Annotated in this window: 14 protein-coding genes; 9 read left to right on the top strand and 5 right to left on the bottom strand. The window is 60.4% G+C overall.

Translation table 11 applies throughout. The features are described from left to right. Positions 1 to 75: 75 nt before the first annotated feature. Positions 76 to 1,728, top strand: coding sequence for a methyl-accepting chemotaxis protein (locus J4D25_RS02900; RefSeq protein ID WP_057715148.1), 1,653 nt, complete (start codon positions 76 to 78; stop codon positions 1,726 to 1,728). On the opposite strand, the gene J4D25_RS02895 is transcribed toward J4D25_RS02900, so the two are convergent. From J4D25_RS02895 to J4D25_RS02885, 3 genes are read right to left on the bottom strand one after another with little or no spacing between them, the layout of a single operon-like run. Further along, positions 1,716 to 3,242 carry a DHA2 family efflux MFS transporter permease subunit gene (locus tag J4D25_RS02895; protein WP_057715147.1) on the bottom strand — a complete coding sequence of 509 codons (1,527 nt, stop codon included), beginning with the start codon at positions 3,240 to 3,242 and terminating at the stop codon, positions 1,716 to 1,718. The two genes, J4D25_RS02900 and J4D25_RS02895, sit on opposite strands and share 13 nt — an antisense overlap. Beyond that, positions 3,235 to 4,416: an HlyD family secretion protein gene (locus J4D25_RS02890; protein WP_057715146.1), complete on the bottom strand. Its 1,182-nt coding sequence runs from the start codon at positions 4,414 to 4,416 to the stop codon at positions 3,235 to 3,237. The genes J4D25_RS02895 and J4D25_RS02890 overlap by 8 nt, the downstream gene beginning before the upstream one ends. Further along, on the bottom strand, positions 4,409 to 4,888 hold the full coding sequence (locus J4D25_RS02885) for a MarR family winged helix-turn-helix transcriptional regulator (protein ID WP_057715145.1): 480 nt from the start codon (positions 4,886 to 4,888) through the stop codon (positions 4,409 to 4,411). Before J4D25_RS02885 ends, J4D25_RS02890 begins: the two co-directional genes overlap by 8 nt. A gap of 321 nt (positions 4,889 to 5,209) precedes the next feature. Here J4D25_RS02885 and J4D25_RS02880 point away from each other — a divergent pair, with 321 nt between their 5' ends. The 3 genes from J4D25_RS02880 to J4D25_RS02870 are packed head-to-tail and all read left to right on the top strand — an operon-like array spanning position 5,210 to position 8,001. Then, positions 5,210 to 6,151 (top strand): Rieske 2Fe-2S domain-containing protein, encoded by a 942-nt coding sequence (locus tag J4D25_RS02880; RefSeq protein ID WP_057715144.1) that lies wholly within the window; start codon positions 5,210 to 5,212, stop codon positions 6,149 to 6,151. A 17-nt stretch (positions 6,152 to 6,168) separates the two neighbouring features. Beyond that, positions 6,169 to 7,197, top strand: a complete 1,029-nt coding sequence (locus J4D25_RS02875) for an aromatic ring-hydroxylating dioxygenase subunit alpha (RefSeq protein ID WP_020798268.1) — start codon at positions 6,169 to 6,171, stop codon at positions 7,195 to 7,197. A 24-nt stretch (positions 7,198 to 7,221) separates the two neighbouring features. Continuing rightward, on the top strand, positions 7,222 to 8,001 hold the full coding sequence (locus J4D25_RS02870; protein ID WP_057715143.1) for an SDR family oxidoreductase: 780 nt from the start codon (positions 7,222 to 7,224) through the stop codon (positions 7,999 to 8,001). Here the strand turns inward: J4D25_RS02870 and J4D25_RS02865 are convergent. After that, positions 7,998 to 8,393 carry a VOC family protein gene (locus J4D25_RS02865; RefSeq protein ID WP_237749997.1) on the bottom strand — a complete coding sequence of 132 codons (396 nt, stop codon included), beginning with the start codon at positions 8,391 to 8,393 and terminating at the stop codon, positions 7,998 to 8,000. The genes J4D25_RS02870 and J4D25_RS02865 overlap by 4 nt on opposite strands. Positions 8,394 to 8,594: 201 nt before the next feature. Between J4D25_RS02865 and J4D25_RS02860 the strand changes: the two genes are divergently transcribed. Genes J4D25_RS02860 through J4D25_RS02840 form a run of 5 tightly spaced genes read left to right on the top strand, consistent with a single transcriptional unit; the run spans position 8,595 to position 14,770 of the window. After that, positions 8,595 to 10,832 carry a CoA transferase gene (locus J4D25_RS02860; RefSeq protein ID WP_057715142.1) on the top strand — a complete coding sequence of 746 codons (2,238 nt, stop codon included), beginning with the start codon at positions 8,595 to 8,597 and terminating at the stop codon, positions 10,830 to 10,832. Positions 10,833 to 10,882: 50 nt separating this feature from the next. Further along, positions 10,883 to 11,620, top strand: coding sequence for an SDR family NAD(P)-dependent oxidoreductase (locus J4D25_RS02855; protein ID WP_057715141.1), 738 nt, complete (start codon positions 10,883 to 10,885; stop codon positions 11,618 to 11,620). Positions 11,621 to 11,644: 24 nt separating this feature from the next. Continuing rightward, positions 11,645 to 12,940, top strand: a complete 1,296-nt coding sequence (locus J4D25_RS02850) for an acyl-CoA dehydrogenase family protein (protein WP_057715140.1) — start codon at positions 11,645 to 11,647, stop codon at positions 12,938 to 12,940. Next, positions 12,937 to 13,989 carry a phosphotransferase family protein gene (locus J4D25_RS02845; RefSeq protein WP_057715139.1) on the top strand — a complete coding sequence of 351 codons (1,053 nt, stop codon included), beginning with the start codon at positions 12,937 to 12,939 and terminating at the stop codon, positions 13,987 to 13,989. Before J4D25_RS02850 ends, J4D25_RS02845 begins: the two co-directional genes overlap by 4 nt. A 25-nt stretch (positions 13,990 to 14,014) precedes the next feature. After that, positions 14,015 to 14,770, top strand: coding sequence for an SDR family NAD(P)-dependent oxidoreductase (locus tag J4D25_RS02840; protein WP_057715138.1), 756 nt, complete (start codon positions 14,015 to 14,017; stop codon positions 14,768 to 14,770). A 39-nt stretch (positions 14,771 to 14,809) separates the two neighbouring features. Here J4D25_RS02840 and folE read toward each other — a convergent pair whose 3' ends face one another. Continuing rightward, complete coding sequence (folE, locus tag J4D25_RS02835; protein ID WP_057715137.1) at positions 14,810 to 15,367, bottom strand: GTP cyclohydrolase I FolE; 558 nt, start codon at positions 15,365 to 15,367, stop codon at positions 14,810 to 14,812. Positions 15,368 to 15,413 lie beyond the last annotated feature (46 nt).

Below are 15,413 nucleotides of genomic sequence, written 5' to 3'. Positions count from 1 at the left end.
GAGATACCGTATAGAGAATATGATGGAGCTGATGTTGGCCTGTCATTTCCTATAAAAACAAAAACGGTAATCAGAATGTCATTTCTCAAAGGCTATTCAATCGGCGCCAAGCTCTTTGTGCTGCCCGCATTATTTGTTATCGCTTTATTGGTTGTTTCGGGCCTTGCCTATCATGGGCTGGCCAGGCAACAGGCGGTGATCGAGGAAATCGACCAGTTGCGTTTCCAGCAGTATCGCCAGGTACTGGAAACCGCGTCTGCGTCGCAGGCGGCAATGGTCGGGGCCTATGCCATAGGCGCACGCATCCTTGAATCCAATGGGCAGGCTTCTGCCGAGGAGCTGGAATCCTATCTGGAAGACATGCAGGCCAGTGTCGACGACATGCGAGCCGGGTTGGACAAGGTGGCTCGCGAGACGCGTCTGGGTGAGGAGGAGAAAGAACTCTACCGCGCCGTGCAAGAACAGGCCGCCGTGGTCGGCGAAGGCCTTGCCGATTTCAAGCGCGCGGCCTTGAGTGACCAAATACAGGCGGCATCGCTGCTGGGCAGGGTGCGCGCCGACAACAATGGTCTGCAAGGTCAATTCAATCGTTTGCTGGGACTGCAGGCGCAACTGACCTCTGGCGCCTTTGCCGAGGCCGGCACTATGCAACGCCAGGTGTCACGGATGTTGGTTGCGGTATTACTCGGCGCCAGCGTACTCGCCGTCATCGTCAGTCTTTTGTTGCGTGCCCAGATCCTCAGGCCCATCCGGGAAATCGAACAGGCATCGATCGAGTTGCGCGATGGCGACCTGACCCGACGCGTGCGGGTCATGGGCCGAGATGAGGTGGCCCACACGGCCCAGGCATTCAACGAACTCATTGATAGCTTTCAGCAGGCCATGCGCCAGGTTGCCGGTGTTGCGGCATCGGTCGGCGCGTCGGCGGAGGAACTGGTGGGTACTTCGGCGCGCGTGGCGCAAAGCTCCACGGCGCAGGCCGGTGCGGTGGGTGCGGTGTCGATGACCATCGAGCAGATGAGCGACGGCATTGCGGCAATCTCCAGTCATGCTGAAAGCCTGCGCAGCTGCGCCGAAGCAAGTTTGCGCGGTGCGCAAGACGGGCACCTGGCCTTGTCGCGACTGCTCGAGAAAATCGACAGCGTGCGCCATGCCTTCTCCGCCATCCGCGGCTCGGTGGGCGATTTTGTCGAAAGCACGACAGCGATCACCGCCAGCATCGGTCAGGTCAAGGACCTCTCCGCGCAGACCAGCATGCTGGCGCTCAATGCGGCCATCGAGGCGGCGCGTGCCGGAGAAAGCGGGCGCGGTTTCAGCGTGGTGGCCGACGAAGTGCGTAACTTGGCGCAACGCTCGGCGCTGGCTGCCAACTCGATCAACCAGTTGACGTTGAAGCTGGAGAACCAGTCCGGGATCGTCGACCAGGCATTGAGTGCGGGCACCGTGGCACTGGAGGACAGTGGCCGACTGCTGGGTGAGTTGGAAAGTACCCTGCAGCAGGCGACGGAACTGGTCGGAGACTCCACGCGCGGGGTGGACCGGATTGCCGATGCGGTGAGCGTGCAGAGCGAGGGTGGGCGGGGCATCGTGGCCAACGTCGAGCACATCGCGCGCATGGCCGGAGAGGGTGATGCGATCACCCATCAGGTATCCGGAGCCGTGGTGTCCTTGCGCGAACTGTCCGATGAGCTGAACGTAGCGGTGGGACGTTTTCGCTACGAGGCCTGATTGGCTTGAGACTTCGGTGTCCTGAATATCAGCAGCAGCGGTATGACGCCAATGGATAACCACATCAGCAGCTTGAAGTCATCCAGGTAAGCCACCCAGCTGGCTTGCACAGTGATCAAGCCATCCAGGGCTGCACGCCCGCTGGCGGTCAGTGGATTGAGCTGGTTGTTGACAGGCCAGGCATCGAACAGGCGGTTGAACGGCGTCACGTAGGCGCCGATTTCGGCATGATTGATCTGGGTGTTTTGCGCCAGCAGCACCGTAACGATCGAGATGCCAACGCTCGAACCGACATTGCGTGACAGGTTGTACAGACCCGTGGCTTCGCCCCGCAAATGCGGGGGCAGGGTGGTAAAGGCGATGGTGGTCAGCGGGACGAACAACAGGCCCAGGCTCGCGCCCTGGATAAAGCCAACGTAGACGATGGTGTGGATGGACACGGCCGGTGTCCAGCCGGTCATCATGTACATCGACCAGGCGGACAACACCAGGCCGCAAAACAGTATCCAGCGAATATCGACTTTGCCGATGATCTTCCCGGCAAGGAACATGCTCAGCATCGTCCCCAGGCCGCGCGGCCCCATGACCATGCCGGCGGTGAGAACCGGGTAGCCCATCAGGGTTTGCAGGTAGGGTGTCATCAGTGCCAGCGAGGCCAGGTAGGTGATGCCGATGATGAAGATAAACACCACCGCCACCGAGTAATTGCGATCCTTGAACAACTTCAGGCTGATAAAGGGCTTGTCGTGGGTGAAGGTGTGGACGATGAAAATGTACGAAGCGATGGCGGCCACCAGCGCTTCCAGGATGATTTCCCCAGAGTCGAACCAGCCCAGTTGTTCGCCGCGGTCGAGGAACAGTTGAATCGACATGATGGCCACGCTGAGGGAGCTAAAGCCCAGCCAGTCCAGGCGTGCGGTCCTGTCGGCCGGGGTTTCACGAATGAAGCGGGTCATGCCGATGAAGGCCAGCAACCCGATAGGCAGGTTGATGAAGAACACCCAGCGCCAACTGAGGTGTTCCGTCAGCCAGCCGCCGAGCATCGGCCCCAATACCGGGCCGACCATGACCGATACCCCGAACAGCGCCACTGCCGACCCTCGTTCTTTCTGCGGGTAAATATCCAGCAGGATGCCTTGCGATAATGGCACCAACGCCGCCCCGGCCACCCCTTGCAGCAGGCGAAACAGGATGATTTCTTCCAGGGAGCGGGCAATGCCACAGAGCACCGACGCCAATACAAAACCCAGGATCGACCACAGCAACACGCGTTTGCGACCGAAGCGCCGGGCCAGGAAAGCCGAGGGCGGCGTCATGATGGCGGTGGCGACGATGTACGAGGTCAGCACCCAGTTAATCTGATCGGCGCTGGCCGATACGCTGCCCTGCATATAGGGCAGGGCGACGTTGGCGATGGTGGTGTCCAGCGCCTGCATGACCACCGCCAGCACCACACACAAGGTGATCAGTACCCGCAACGGCGATGGCGGAAGTGGTCCGGATACTTCACTCATGATGGCGTGCGAACAGGTTTGCCAGCGGCTTCGGCAGGCCACGTGCCGTGCCGGTATCGATATCGACCACGGCGCTCATGCCATGGCGCAGCGCGGGTTTGCCGGCAGCATCGTCGATATGGATCCGCACCGGAATGCGCTGCACAACCTTCACCCAGTTGCCCGTGGTGTTCTGGGCCGGCAACAGGGAGAAGCTCGAACTGGATGCTGGGCTGATGCTTTCCACGGTGCCATGCCAGGTGACACCCGGATAAGTGTCTACCTCAATGGTTACGCCCTGGCCGATGTGAGCGTTGGTCAGCTCGGTCTCTTTCGGTGACGCAGCCACCCACAGCTGCTCGCTGGACACCAGGCTAAAGCCCGATTGGGGTGGTTGCAGATACGCACCCACTTGCAGCGAGTCAACGTTGGTGACGACGCCGTCGAATGGGGCGATGACCACGGAGTTTCGCAGGTTGCGTTCGGCTTCATTCAGTGCCGCCAGCGCTTGCAAGTAGGACGGATGCAACTCCAGAGGTCTGTCCAGACGCCCACCCAGTTGAGCCAGCGCCGCCGCGGCCTGGGCCTTGGCGACCGCCACCTGCTGACGGGTATTGTCGAGGTCCTGGTGGGCGTCGTCGTAGAGAGTCCTGGATACGGCGGCAACGCTGACCAGCTTTTCCAGCCGTTGCAGATTGGTCTGGTAAAAGGGCAATTTGGCTTCAGCCTGGGCGATCTCGGCCAGCGATTGGTTGTAGCTGGCCTTGAGGTAAAGGATCTGATTGCGCGCGTTTTCCAGTTGCGCCTTGGCACTGGCCACGGCGATTTCAAAGGGCTCGGGCTTGAGACGGAACAACACTTGGCCTTTGCTCACGCTTTGGTTGTCACTGACTTCAATAGCCGCGACGATTCCGGCGACATCGGTGGAAACCCCTACACGCTCGGCCTGGATATAAGCATTGTCGGTGCTTACGATCTGGCCACCCAACACATACCAGGCAGCACAGGCCACGACACTGATAGGTGCCAGCAAAAACAGGCCGATGCGCCAGCGTTGGCGTGCCGTGTCAGACGGTTCTTCAGCATGGCCATCAAGGGCCGAAGCCTCGGTCGCCTGCATCTGGGGTTTTTCAGCTGGCTCGAGCGGTCGGGCTTCAGCGTGCACGGCAGGGCGCTGCAATGTCGGCTCAGCCATGCTTCACCTCGCTTGCTGCACAGCCTGTGAGCTCATCCACGGGCTGGCCGCAGGCTGTCAGCAAGTGTTCACGCATACGTTCGAGGTACTGCAGCAATTGGTCGTGCTCCTGAATGGAGAAATCCGCCATGGTTTCTTGTCGGGTTTGTTCGCCGATGGTGCGCATGAACTGCAGTAGCGGATGGGCAGCCGGGGTGAGAAACAGCAAGGAGTATCGGCGGTCGGTGGGGTGGTTACGGCGTTCGATCAATCCGCGCTCCTGCATCTTGTCCAGCAAGCGCACCAGGGTGACCGACTCGATTTCCAACAGGTCTGCCAGGCCTTTCTGGTGGATGCCCTCATGAATCGACAGCTTGGCCAGGACTTGCCATTGCGAGCGCGTGAGACCGGCTGCGCGAGCCCATTGTTCAAAGCGCTTACGCATCAAGCGGGCAACGTCATGGAGGACAAAGCCGAGGGTGGATTGGGTCATCGTCAGCGCACCTTGGAGTCAATGAGCAAGCTAATGGTAATCAGGCTTATGGATTGCTCGCTAGCTATTTTTCATTAAAACATGATCAGATAAAGAAAAAATGTCCATTTGGAGGTCGCTTATCAAGCTGAAATGTGCTCTTTAAGCCGAAATGTTTCGGCTTGATGCCTGAATTTTGCCTTTTTATGCTGGGTTAAAAAAATATCGACAGAAAATAAAAAACTGTCGAATTATGTTTGCTCTATCCACCACTAAGCACTACCGTTAGCGCTGACTGCGTTCAACGCAATTGCCCAAGACCAATAACAAAGAGGCAGCCCGATGATGACCCCAGGCTGGTGGGCCATGGCGCTTTGCGAGGCCGTGAATGATCAAACGCCATTGGCCGTGGCCTTTGCCGGCGAGGAGTTGGTGCTGTTCCGAAACGCGGCCGGCCAAGCCTTTGCCTTGGAAGACCGTTGCCCACATCGGCGGGTGCCGCTGGCTCTGGGGCGAGTCGTCGAGTCCGGCCTGCAATGCGGTTATCACGGCTGGACCTTTGATGGCGCCAGTGGTGGCTGCACGCAGATCCCCAATCTGCATGCCGATGAGCGCGTACCTGCACGTTATGCCGCGCGTGCCTTTGCGGTGCGCGAGGAAAATGGTTTTGTCCATGTGTGGTTGGGTGAGGGGGCACCGCAAGGGGCATTGCCCAGCAGCGATTACCAACCCAGCGGACGCGAATTTACCGGTTCCACTATCGTCAACATGAGTCACGACCAGTACCTGGATGCGATGCTCGACGGTCCGGAATGCTTGCTCGGGTTTCCCCATGTGCGCCTTACCGATTTTTTCCTTGGCGATCTGCGCAGCGAGCAGGGGCGTGTGGTTCTGGAACGAGGTGCGGTATGGAGCACACAAATCCTGCCTTCGCAGTTTGTGGTGGATTACCCCTTGATTGTGCGCACCGCCGTCCCATTGAACGGCGGTACTGTTCGGGTGGATTTGCTGAGCGAAGATGAATTGCCGCTAGTGACGCTGATGATCGCGACCGGTGCCAATCGTCGTGGCACCACCAGCCTGTGTTGGCGTGGCTACGTGCATGAGCAGGTGCCGGCCAGGGCACCGTTGCGCTGGCGAGCAGCACGCCTGCGTAAACAAGCCCCATTCCAGGTGAAAAGCCTGATTGATGGCGCAGCCGTCGCGGCCTTGTTGCAAGCCTCATCCCGTGAACTGCGTGGGTTGCGCCAACCGCGCCTGATTCCCGTCAGCGCAGTCGTCTGAGCACAGGAGTTCCCACCATGCATGCCGTGCCTTCCTCCACCGATACGATCCCTGGCAAAGTGCGGGGTGACTGGACGCCGATCAACTACGACCTGCGTGACACCTGGTTCCCGGTGTCCCATAGCCGCGACCTGAGTGCGCGGCCCATTCGCCGGATCATTCATGCCCAGCCCTATTACCTGTGGCGGGACAACGGGCGCGCGGTGGCTGCCGAGTTTCATCCGCATTTCCCCCAGAAAGAGCTGATACTCACAGCGTTTACCGGGGGACGGGGCTTTTATCCGCTGGTTGAGCGTTACGGCTACATCTGGGTCTGGTACGGCAATCCGGACGCTGCCGACATGCAGTTGCTCCCGCATATTCCGTTTCTACCGCAGGACGGCAGTCTTCCCGGTTACACCCAGCGTACTGTGCGGTTTGATGCGACCTCGGCGCTGTCGGTGGAAAACCTGATTGACCTGACCCATGCCGATTTCCTGCATGCCAATACCATTGGCGACGGTATCAGTGAGTCGGACGTGGTGGAGGTGCAATGGACCTCCGAGACCGTGACCCGCACTCGTACCGTGGCGCAAAAGTCAGTGGCGCCCATCATGCGCTGGGTCGGCGGTGTGCGCGCCAAATACCAGGACTTTCGCGCCGTGCTGCACATTCACTTGCGCAGCAACGTGTGCATCTCCTATCCGCGCTTTCGCCCCGGGTATGACGTGCCCAACCTGCAACCGTTCCTGCCGGTGGGCAAGCATAGATCGCGGTGTGACGTCACCTTCAACACCACCGCTGCACCCGCGCCTTTTCGCTATGTGATGCCGCGCATCAACTACATCATCCAGCCCCAGGACAACTCGGTGGTGCGCCCGCAGAACCAACGTTATTTCGAGGTCGACGAACGTCGTGACTTGCACTCTCGCTTCGATACGCCGGGTACCCGTTATCGCTACCAGATGGAACAGTTGGTCGAACGTCAGCGTGCCGGCCAGTTCGCCTACGGCAGCGACGCTGAACCCGGGCGGGATATCACAGCCTTGCTCGGCATGAACGACTGACACCCACGCACGAGGAGTACTGCAATGGATCTGGGTATTGGTGGGCGTATTGCGGTGGTGTGTGCATCCTCTCGAGGGCTTGGCAAAGCCTGTGCGCTGGCATTGGCGCAGGAGGGCTGCGAGGTGCTGATCAATGGCCGCGATGCCGAGAGCCTGGCCCACACCGCGCAAGATATTTTACGCAGCACGGGTCGACTGCCACGCACCGTGGTGGCCAACCTGTCCACCGCAGCCGGTCGACAGGCGCTGCTGGCCGCGTGTCCGGTGGTGGATATACTGGTGACCAACAACGGAGGCCCGGAACCGGGCCGTCTGGAGGACTGGGACCATGCCGCCTGGTTGGCGGCCATTGAGGCCAATATGCTTTCAGGCATTCTGCTGATTCAGGCAGTGGTCGGCGGGATGCGCGAGCGGGGGTTTGGCCGCATCGTCAATATCACCTCGGCGATGGTCAAGTCGCCACGCTTGCCCCTGGGATTGTCCACGGCGGCGCGTGCAGGGCTCACGGCTTTCTGCAAAGCCCTGTCAGTCGAAGTCGCGCGCGACAACGTGACCATTAACAATCTGCTGCCCGAACGTATTGAAACCGAGCGCCTGCGCTTCATGACCGAGCAGTTGGCCAAGCATCGCCGACTCAGCGTCGAGCAGGCGCGGGTGGAAATGCTCAAGCCAATAGCCGCGCGCCGATTTGGCCAGCCGAGTGAATTTGCAGCGGCCTGTGCGTTTCTTTGTTCGGCTCAGGCCGGCTACATCACCGGGCAAAACCTACAGGTCGACGGCGGCAGTTACTCCGGGTTGATCTAGCCGGCCCGGCGTTCTTTCCAATCGGCTGGCGGCTCTTCGCTGGCGTCAAAGTCGAGTTCGACTTCAACCCCGTTGGGGTCCTGCATGAACAGCTGCCAGGTGCGTTGCGAGCCTGGCGCACGGATGATTTTGAAGCGCACGCCATGCTCGATTAGACGCGTGCACATCGTCTGCAAGCCACTGGCATGAAAGGCCATATGGTCGAGCACGCCACGTCGCGGTTCCGGCATTTGCGCTACGCCCACGACATGCAGCACTGGCTGGTTCCGGGTGTAAAGCCAGAACCCGGGAACCGGGAAGGGCGGGCGTGGCCCCTCAACCAAACCCAGCACCTCAACATAGAAATCCCGTGTCGCCTGCAGTTGGTCAGAGACAATAGTGAAGTGGTCCATGCGCAGGATCATGTCGAGGCCCTTGATTGTGTTATTGAACTGATTATTAACTATTGTTCATATCCGCGCTTATGATTCTATATTCGGAATACTAATCTATATATGAAATTAATTTTCGATGGCTTAGGGTGACGCCATGGATTCGTTCTGCAGCTTTGCTGCAGAACGCTTTGAGCAGAACAAGCCACTGAAAGGTGCTGTATGAGCCAGGCAATCCTTGAAGGCATTCGCGTCATCAGCCTGTGTTCCGGCATTGCCGGTTCAGCCGCGGGCCTGCAACTGTGTGAAGCAGGTGCCGAAGTGGTCATGGTTGAATCACCTGGCAACGCGGCTAGAGACCACCAGGTGCTGTTCGCGGTGCTCAATCGTGGCAAGCGCAGTGTCACCCTTGACCTGGAGAACCCTGCCGATCGCCAGCAGTTGCGGTTGCTACTGGCCAGCGCCGATGTGCTGCTGCACGATTTCACCCCGGCAGAGGCGCAGGCCCATGGTCTGGCAGACGCGCTGCTCGTCGCAGACTTCCCCCGATTGGTTGTCTCTGCGATCAGCGGCTGGCCGCAACGGCACGCGCTGGCGAATGCCATACCACGGGAAACACTGATCCTGGCGCGCCTGGGCCTGTTGGATGAGCAGCCCGCACATCGCCCCGGCCCGGTGTTTGTGCGCATGCCATTCGCCAACTGGCTGGCCTGCTGGCTGTGTGTGGTCGGGGTAATGGCGCGGTTGCTGGCGCGGGACCGTGACGGCTGTGGCGGCATCGCCCATACGAGTCTGGCACAGGCGGCCCTGGTGCCCATGACCATGCATTGGAACCGGGCGCAAACGCCAACCCCAGCCTTCGCCAAGGGCCTGGATAAATACATTCCGATTCCATTGCACCAGTGCGCCGATGGCCGCTGGCTGCATGTGCATTACTCGCCGGACAAATCGCCGTGGATGGCCGCAGCGCTCAGCGAACTGGGCGAAACCGAAGTGACTCGCCTGAATGCGTTATGGCCACCCAGCCATGTGGCGCCCAACTTCGGCGCCAACAAGGCGATTATCGCCACACGACCGGCGCAGGATTGGGTCGAGCATTTCTGGCAGCACGATGTGGCCGCGCAAATCGCCGGCGCCTTTGGCGATATCTACTTCGACGAGCAGGCGCGCCTCAATGGCTATGTGGTTGAAGTTGACGATGTACAACTGGGCAAGACCCTGCAACCGGGTCCGGCCTGGCAGGTGCAGCCACCTGCGCGAGTCGGCGGCAGTGCACCACTGGTTGGTGAAGGGAACGCAGTACTGCCGGGCGCTGATGCATTGCTCCCAGTGCAAGGGCACAAGTGGAGTCCCGCTCCATTGCCACCGCTGCATGGCTTGAAAGTCTTGGATCTGGGCGCCTACCTGGCCGGGCCGTTTGCCTGCATGCTGCTGGCGGACCTGGGCGCCGAGGTCATTAAAATCGAAGCCCCTAAGGGTGACGCCATGCGCCGTCTGGAGCGAATTTTCAGTGGTACCCAGCGGGGCAAATTGGGGGTCGCGCTGCAACTGGGTGATCCGCAAACCGAGCCCGTCGTCGAGACGCTGGCACGCTGGGCCGATGTGGTGCACCACAACATGCGGCTGCCGGCCGCACGCAAACTCAAGGTTGACTACGAGCGTCTCAAAGCACTTAACCCGCAGTTGGTCTATTGCCATGTCAGCGCCTACGGGCCGAACGGCCCGCGTGCGGATTGGCCAGGCTTTGACCAACTGATGCAGGCCTCCTGCGGCTGGGAGGTCGAGCAGGGCGGCGAAGGACAAGCGCCGATGTGGCTGCGTTTTGGCGTGGGTGATTTTTTTGCCGGTTTATCCTCGCTTTATGGCTTGCTACTGGGGTTGTACGAGCGCAACCGCAGCGGCGCCGGGCAAATGGTCAGTTCCTCATTGTTGGGCGCCACGTTGCTGTCGATGAGCGAAGCGGTGGTGCTGGAGGATGGCAGTCTCACGCCTGTCGCCCATATGGACGCGCAACAGACGGGGCTGAATGACGCACACCGTCTGTATCTGTGCAGCGATGCCTGGCTGGCGGTGGCAGCGCTGCAGCCTGATGAAATTCAGCGCTTCACCGCACTGGTGGGCAGTCGTCCCGAGGATTATTTCGCAGGCCTCACCCGGCAGGCGGCACTGGCAGCACTGACTGGCGTGCAGGTTCCTGCGCAGGCCGTGCTGGAGGCGCAGATGGATGCGTTTCTCGACAGCCCCGAACACGCTGCCGCGGGCCTGCATGCCCATTATCCCCATGCGGTGTACGGGGACCTGCAACAGATTGGCGCGTTCTGGGATTTCGGCAATTTGCCGTTGTCGCTGAATCGCCCGCCACCGGCCCTCGGCCAACATACCCGGCAAGTCATGGCAGAGCTCGGCTACACCCGCAGTGAAATTGAGCGCATGGCCTCGGCGGGTCTGGTGGCGCTGTAAAAGCGTGGCTATTGCTCGACAGCATTCATCGACAAGCACAAGGAACACCCATGTACGAGTTGGATTTCAGCGGTAAAACCGTGCTGGTGATCGGCGGTTCCAGTGGCATTGGCAATGGCATTGCACAGAACTTTCGCCAGCGCGGTGCCGAAGTGCATGTCTGGGGCACACGAGCCTCGGCAGCGGCCTATCGAGATTCACCCGACTCTAATCTCGAAGGCCTGCACTACGCCCAGGTCGACGTTGCGGACGCGGCGTTGATTGAAGTCGCCAGCGTGCCCTTCACCCGCCTGGATGTGCTGGTGCAAGCACAAGGCACGGTGCTCTACGACCGTCAGGAATTTCTGACCGAGGGTTTCAAGCGCGTACTCGACGTCAACCTCATCAGCCTGATGGTGTGCGCACAGAAGTTTCACCCGCTGTTGATGCAGGCCAAGGGCTCGATGATCACCGTCAGTTCCGCTGCCGCCTTCCACTCCACGCGTGGCAATCCGGCCTACAACGCTTCGAAAACCGGTGCTTTTGGACTCACTCGCACCCTGGCCGAAGCCTGGGCTCGTGACGGCATCCGGGTCAACGGCATTGCCCCCGGGCTGGTGGAAACCAAGCTGACACGGGTAACCACCAGCAACCCCAAGCGCCTCGAAGGCGCGTTGCGGGCCATTCCTCAAGGGCGCCTGGGCACGCCCCAGGACATGGCCAACGTGGCGCTGTTTCTTGCCTCGCCGCTGGCCAGCTATGTGCTCGGCCAAACCCTGTTGGTCGACGGCGGCATGCTGCTGGCCTGATCGTTATTTACTAGGAGACACACCATGGCCTGGGACTTTCAGACCGACCCCGAGATACAGGCGGAACTGGATTGGATCGAGCAGTTTGTACGTGAGGAAGTCGAGCCCCTCGATCATGTGCTGGGCAGCCCGTGGAATATCCACGATCCGTTGTTCAAGCAGCTGGTCAAGCCGCTGCAAGCGCAGGTGAAGGCACGCAAATTGTGGGCCTGTCACCTGGGACCGGAGCTGGGTGGGGCAGGGTATGGCCAGGTGCGCCTGGCGTTAATCAATGAAATTCTCGGTCGTTCGCTGTTTGGCCCGATTGTGTTTGGCTGCCAGGCCCCAGATTCCGGCAACGGGGAAATCCTCGCCCATTACGGCACCCCGGCGCAGAAGCAGCGCTACCTGCAACCGCTGCTCGATGGCGATATCGTGTCCTGCTTCGCCATGACCGAGCCGCAAGGTGGCGCGGATCCCGCCGTGTTCACCACCGAAGCGGTGCGCGATGGCGATGACTGGCTGCTGAGCGGCGAAAAATGGTTTGCCTCCAATGCCCGCTACGCAGCGTTCTATATCGTGATGGCGGTCACCGATAAAAGCGTATCGGTGTATGAAGGCATGTCTATGTTCATCGTCGCCGCTGACGCGCCCGGGGTTAGCATTATCCGTAACGTCGGTATCGCCGATGACCCAGCCGCCACCCATGCTTATCTGTCATTCGACAGGGTGCGAGTGCCCGCGGGCGACATGCTCGGTGCGCCCGGCCAGGCATTTGTCGTGGCTCAGGTTCGGCTCGGTGGTGGCCGCGTGCACCACGCCATGCGGGTGATTGGTCAGGCGCAAAAAGCCCTTGATGCACTCTGTGAGCGGTCCCTGTCGCGCAGTACCCAGGGCAGCCGTTTGGCGGATAAGCAAATGATCCAGGAAAAAATTGCCGATTCATGGATCGAGCTGGAGCAATTTCGCTTGCTGGTGATGCGCACGGCGTGGCGCATCGATCAGTACCAGGACTACAAGCGAGTGCGCCAGGACATCGCCGCAGTGAAGGCTGTTATGCCCAAGGTGTTGCATGACATCGCCGCCCGCGCCCTGCATGTGCATGGTTCGCTGGGCGTCAGTGAAGAAATGCCCTTTACCGGCTACATCGTGCGCTCCTTCCAGATGGGACTGGCCGATGGGCCAACCGAGGTGCACAAAGTCACGGTTGCCAAACAGCTGCTGCGCGACTATCAGCCCTGCGACGAATTGTTCCCCGATTACCATCGACCCACCGCCGAGGCCCGTGCCCGGGAAAAATACGCCGACGTATTGGCCAGCCTTGGCGAGCGCAATCCATGAACGACTGGCAGGATCTGGTCGACCTCGAGCGCCTGGCCGACTGGATGGATAGTCAAGGCCTGGAGCGCGGCCCCATCGAGGCCCCGATACGTTTGACCGGAGGCACGCAAAACCTGCTGCTGCGCTTTCGGCGCGGTTCGCGTGAATTCGTCCTGCGTCGGCCTTCCAGGGAACTGCGCGAAGTCGGCGGCAAGACGATTGCCCGTGAAGCGCGTTTGCTCAAGGCATTGGCGGGGTCGCAAGTGCCCCATGCCGGTTTGATTGCCGATTGTGCTGACCCAGGCGTTTTGGGCGCCAGTTTCTACTTGATGGAACCAATAGAGGGTTTCAATCCCAACTGCGCGACCGGTTTGCCGGCGCCTCATGCGCAGCAGTCTGAAATGCGCCGGCGCATGGGGCTGGCCATGGTCGATGCGCTGTTGCGCCTGGGCGAAATTGACTACCAGGCGGTGGGGCTGGCGGATTTTGGCCGGCCTGAGGGTTTTCACCAGCGTCAGGTCTCACGCTGGCTGGCGCAGATGGACAGTGTCAAAGACTATCCCGGTTGGCCCGGCGCCAAGGGTCTGCCGGGGCTCGAACGCTTGGCCCAATGGTTAAGCGAGCATTGTCCGCAGCAGTTCCAGGCCGGTATCCAGCACGGTGACTTTCACCTGTCCAATGTCATGTTCCGGCACGACGACGCAGAGCTCGCCGCGGTAGTCGATTGGGAGCTAGCCACCGTCGGTGATCCGTTGCTCGATCTCGCCTGGCTGGTGGTGACCTGGCCCGATGCCGAGGGTCGTGGCGCCGGCACCATCGAAGTGCATCCCTGGGATGGCTTTTGCAGCAGCGATGAATTGGTCGCCCATTACCGCGCCGGCAGCTCACGCTCGTTGGCGGACTTGACCTGGTACCTGGTGTTGGCTGGGTTCAAGCTCGGCATTTTTCTCGAAGTCAGCCACGCACGTGCCTGTGCAGGTAAAGCCTGCAGGGTCACCGGTGAAAAACACCACGCCTCGGCGCTGCGCCTGATCGCTACGGCGTTGCAACGTATCGAGCAACTATCCTGATATATCCAGACAAGAGGAACAGCCCATGCAACTGGCCGGTAAGCGGATCATCGTCACGGGGGGCGCCCGCGGCATTGGCGCGGCAGTGGTCAAGGCGTTTGTGGAAGAGGGTGCCCATGTCGTCAGTCTCGACCTGGGCGAGGCAGCCTCGATAACGGGTGACGGTGGTGGTTGGGCGCACTCGCGAGTCTGTGACATCGCTGACAGCCAATCGGTGGACGCGGCCTTTGCCTGGGCCAGCGAACAGCTCAACGGTCTGGATGTGCTGGTGCATGCCGCGGGCATCGCGCCGAATGCCAGCGCCGACAGCATCACGCTGGACGAGTGGGAAAAGGTCTTTGCGGTCAATACCCGTGGCACTTTCCTGACCAACCGAGCGGCCTATGAGCTGCTCAAGGGCAGCGGCGGGCGCATCATAAATTTCGCCTCTGCCGCAGGCGTACTCGGACAGCCGGGCAAAGCCCATTACGCCGCCAGTAAGGGCGCCGTACTGGCGTGGACGCGCACGGTGGCGCGGGAGTGGGGGCCCTTGGGCATTACCGTCAACGCGATTGCTCCGGCGATGTGGACGCCGATGTACGACGCCACCCGCGCGAGCATGAGCGCCGAGCAATTGCAGCAACACGATGCGTACATGGCCGGCCAAGTACCAATCGGCGGCAAGCTGGGCGAACCGGCCCGGGACCTGGCCCCTGTGCTGGTGTTTCTTGCCGGCGATGGCTCGCGGTTTGTCACCGGTCAGACGCTGGTGATTGACGGCGGGATGATGATGCTCAGTTGAGTGGCAAGCAGTGTGCCTGGGTGAGCCCGGCACACGTGCCTAGCGACCGCGGATCAGCTGCAAAAACTCCTGGCGGGTGTTGTACGACTCGCGGAAGGCGCCGAGCATCACCGAGGTGCTCATCACCGAGTTTTGTTTCTCAACACCGCGCATCATCATGCACATGTGTTTTGCCTCGATCACCACCGCCACCCCGGCGGCATCGGTCACCTGGGCAATGGCGTCGGCAATCTGGCGTGTCAGGTTTTCCTGAATCTGCAAACGCCGGGCGAACATGTCGACAATACGCGCGATTTTCGACAGCCCCAGCACCTTGCCTGTCGGTATATAGGCGACATGGGCTTTGCCAATAAACGGCAGTAAATGATGTTCGCACAGGGAGTAAAGTTCGACGTCCCGGACGATGACCATCTCATCGTTGTCCGATTCAAACAGTGCGCCATTGACGATTTGTTCGAGGCTTTGCTGGTAGCCATGACAGAGGTACTGCATGGCTTTTGCTGCGCGCTTTGGCGTGTCCAACAAGCCTTCACGTTCTGGATTTTCACCTACGCCGTGGAGAATCTCACGGTAATTTCTGGCCAGTTCTTCGTTCATGGTTTGACCTTGTTGAATGAACCAACATCCCGGGCTGCACAATGTT

The sequence above is a fragment of the Pseudomonas sp. GW456-L13 genome, assembly GCF_017350115.1.
Taxonomy (GTDB): Bacteria; Pseudomonadota; Gammaproteobacteria; order Pseudomonadales; family Pseudomonadaceae; genus Aquipseudomonas; species Aquipseudomonas jessenii.
The sequence above is the reverse complement of the archived record's forward strand: the minus strand, read 5'-3'. Positions and strand labels throughout refer to the sequence as shown.

Bases quoted from the DNA above. Each gene is read 5' to 3' on its own strand.
- J4D25_RS02895 (WP_057715147.1), bottom strand. From the start codon at position 3,242: ATGAGTGAAGTATCCGGACCACTTCCGCCATCGCCGTTGCGGGTACTG.
- J4D25_RS02870 (WP_057715143.1), top strand. From the start codon at position 7,222: ATGGATCTGGGTATTGGTGGGCGTATTGCGGTGGTGTGTGCATCCTCT.
- J4D25_RS02880 (WP_057715144.1), top strand. From the start codon at position 5,210: ATGATGACCCCAGGCTGGTGGGCCATGGCGCTTTGCGAGGCCGTGAAT.
- J4D25_RS02845 (WP_057715139.1), top strand. From the start codon at position 12,937: ATGAACGACTGGCAGGATCTGGTCGACCTCGAGCGCCTGGCCGACTGG.
- J4D25_RS02885 (WP_057715145.1), bottom strand. From the start codon at position 4,888: ATGACCCAATCCACCCTCGGCTTTGTCCTCCATGACGTTGCCCGCTTG.
- J4D25_RS02875 (WP_020798268.1), top strand. From the start codon at position 6,169: ATGCATGCCGTGCCTTCCTCCACCGATACGATCCCTGGCAAAGTGCGG.
- J4D25_RS02900 (WP_057715148.1), top strand. From the start codon at position 76: ATGTCATTTCTCAAAGGCTATTCAATCGGCGCCAAGCTCTTTGTGCTG.
- folE (WP_057715137.1), bottom strand. From the start codon at position 15,367: ATGAACGAAGAACTGGCCAGAAATTACCGTGAGATTCTCCACGGCGTA.
- J4D25_RS02860 (WP_057715142.1), top strand. From the start codon at position 8,595: ATGAGCCAGGCAATCCTTGAAGGCATTCGCGTCATCAGCCTGTGTTCC.
- J4D25_RS02855 (WP_057715141.1), top strand. From the start codon at position 10,883: ATGTACGAGTTGGATTTCAGCGGTAAAACCGTGCTGGTGATCGGCGGT.
- J4D25_RS02865 (WP_237749997.1), bottom strand. From the start codon at position 8,393: ATGGACCACTTCACTATTGTCTCTGACCAACTGCAGGCGACACGGGAT.
- J4D25_RS02890 (WP_057715146.1), bottom strand. From the start codon at position 4,416: ATGGCTGAGCCGACATTGCAGCGCCCTGCCGTGCACGCTGAAGCCCGA.
- J4D25_RS02850 (WP_057715140.1), top strand. From the start codon at position 11,645: ATGGCCTGGGACTTTCAGACCGACCCCGAGATACAGGCGGAACTGGAT.
- J4D25_RS02840 (WP_057715138.1), top strand. From the start codon at position 14,015: ATGCAACTGGCCGGTAAGCGGATCATCGTCACGGGGGGCGCCCGCGGC.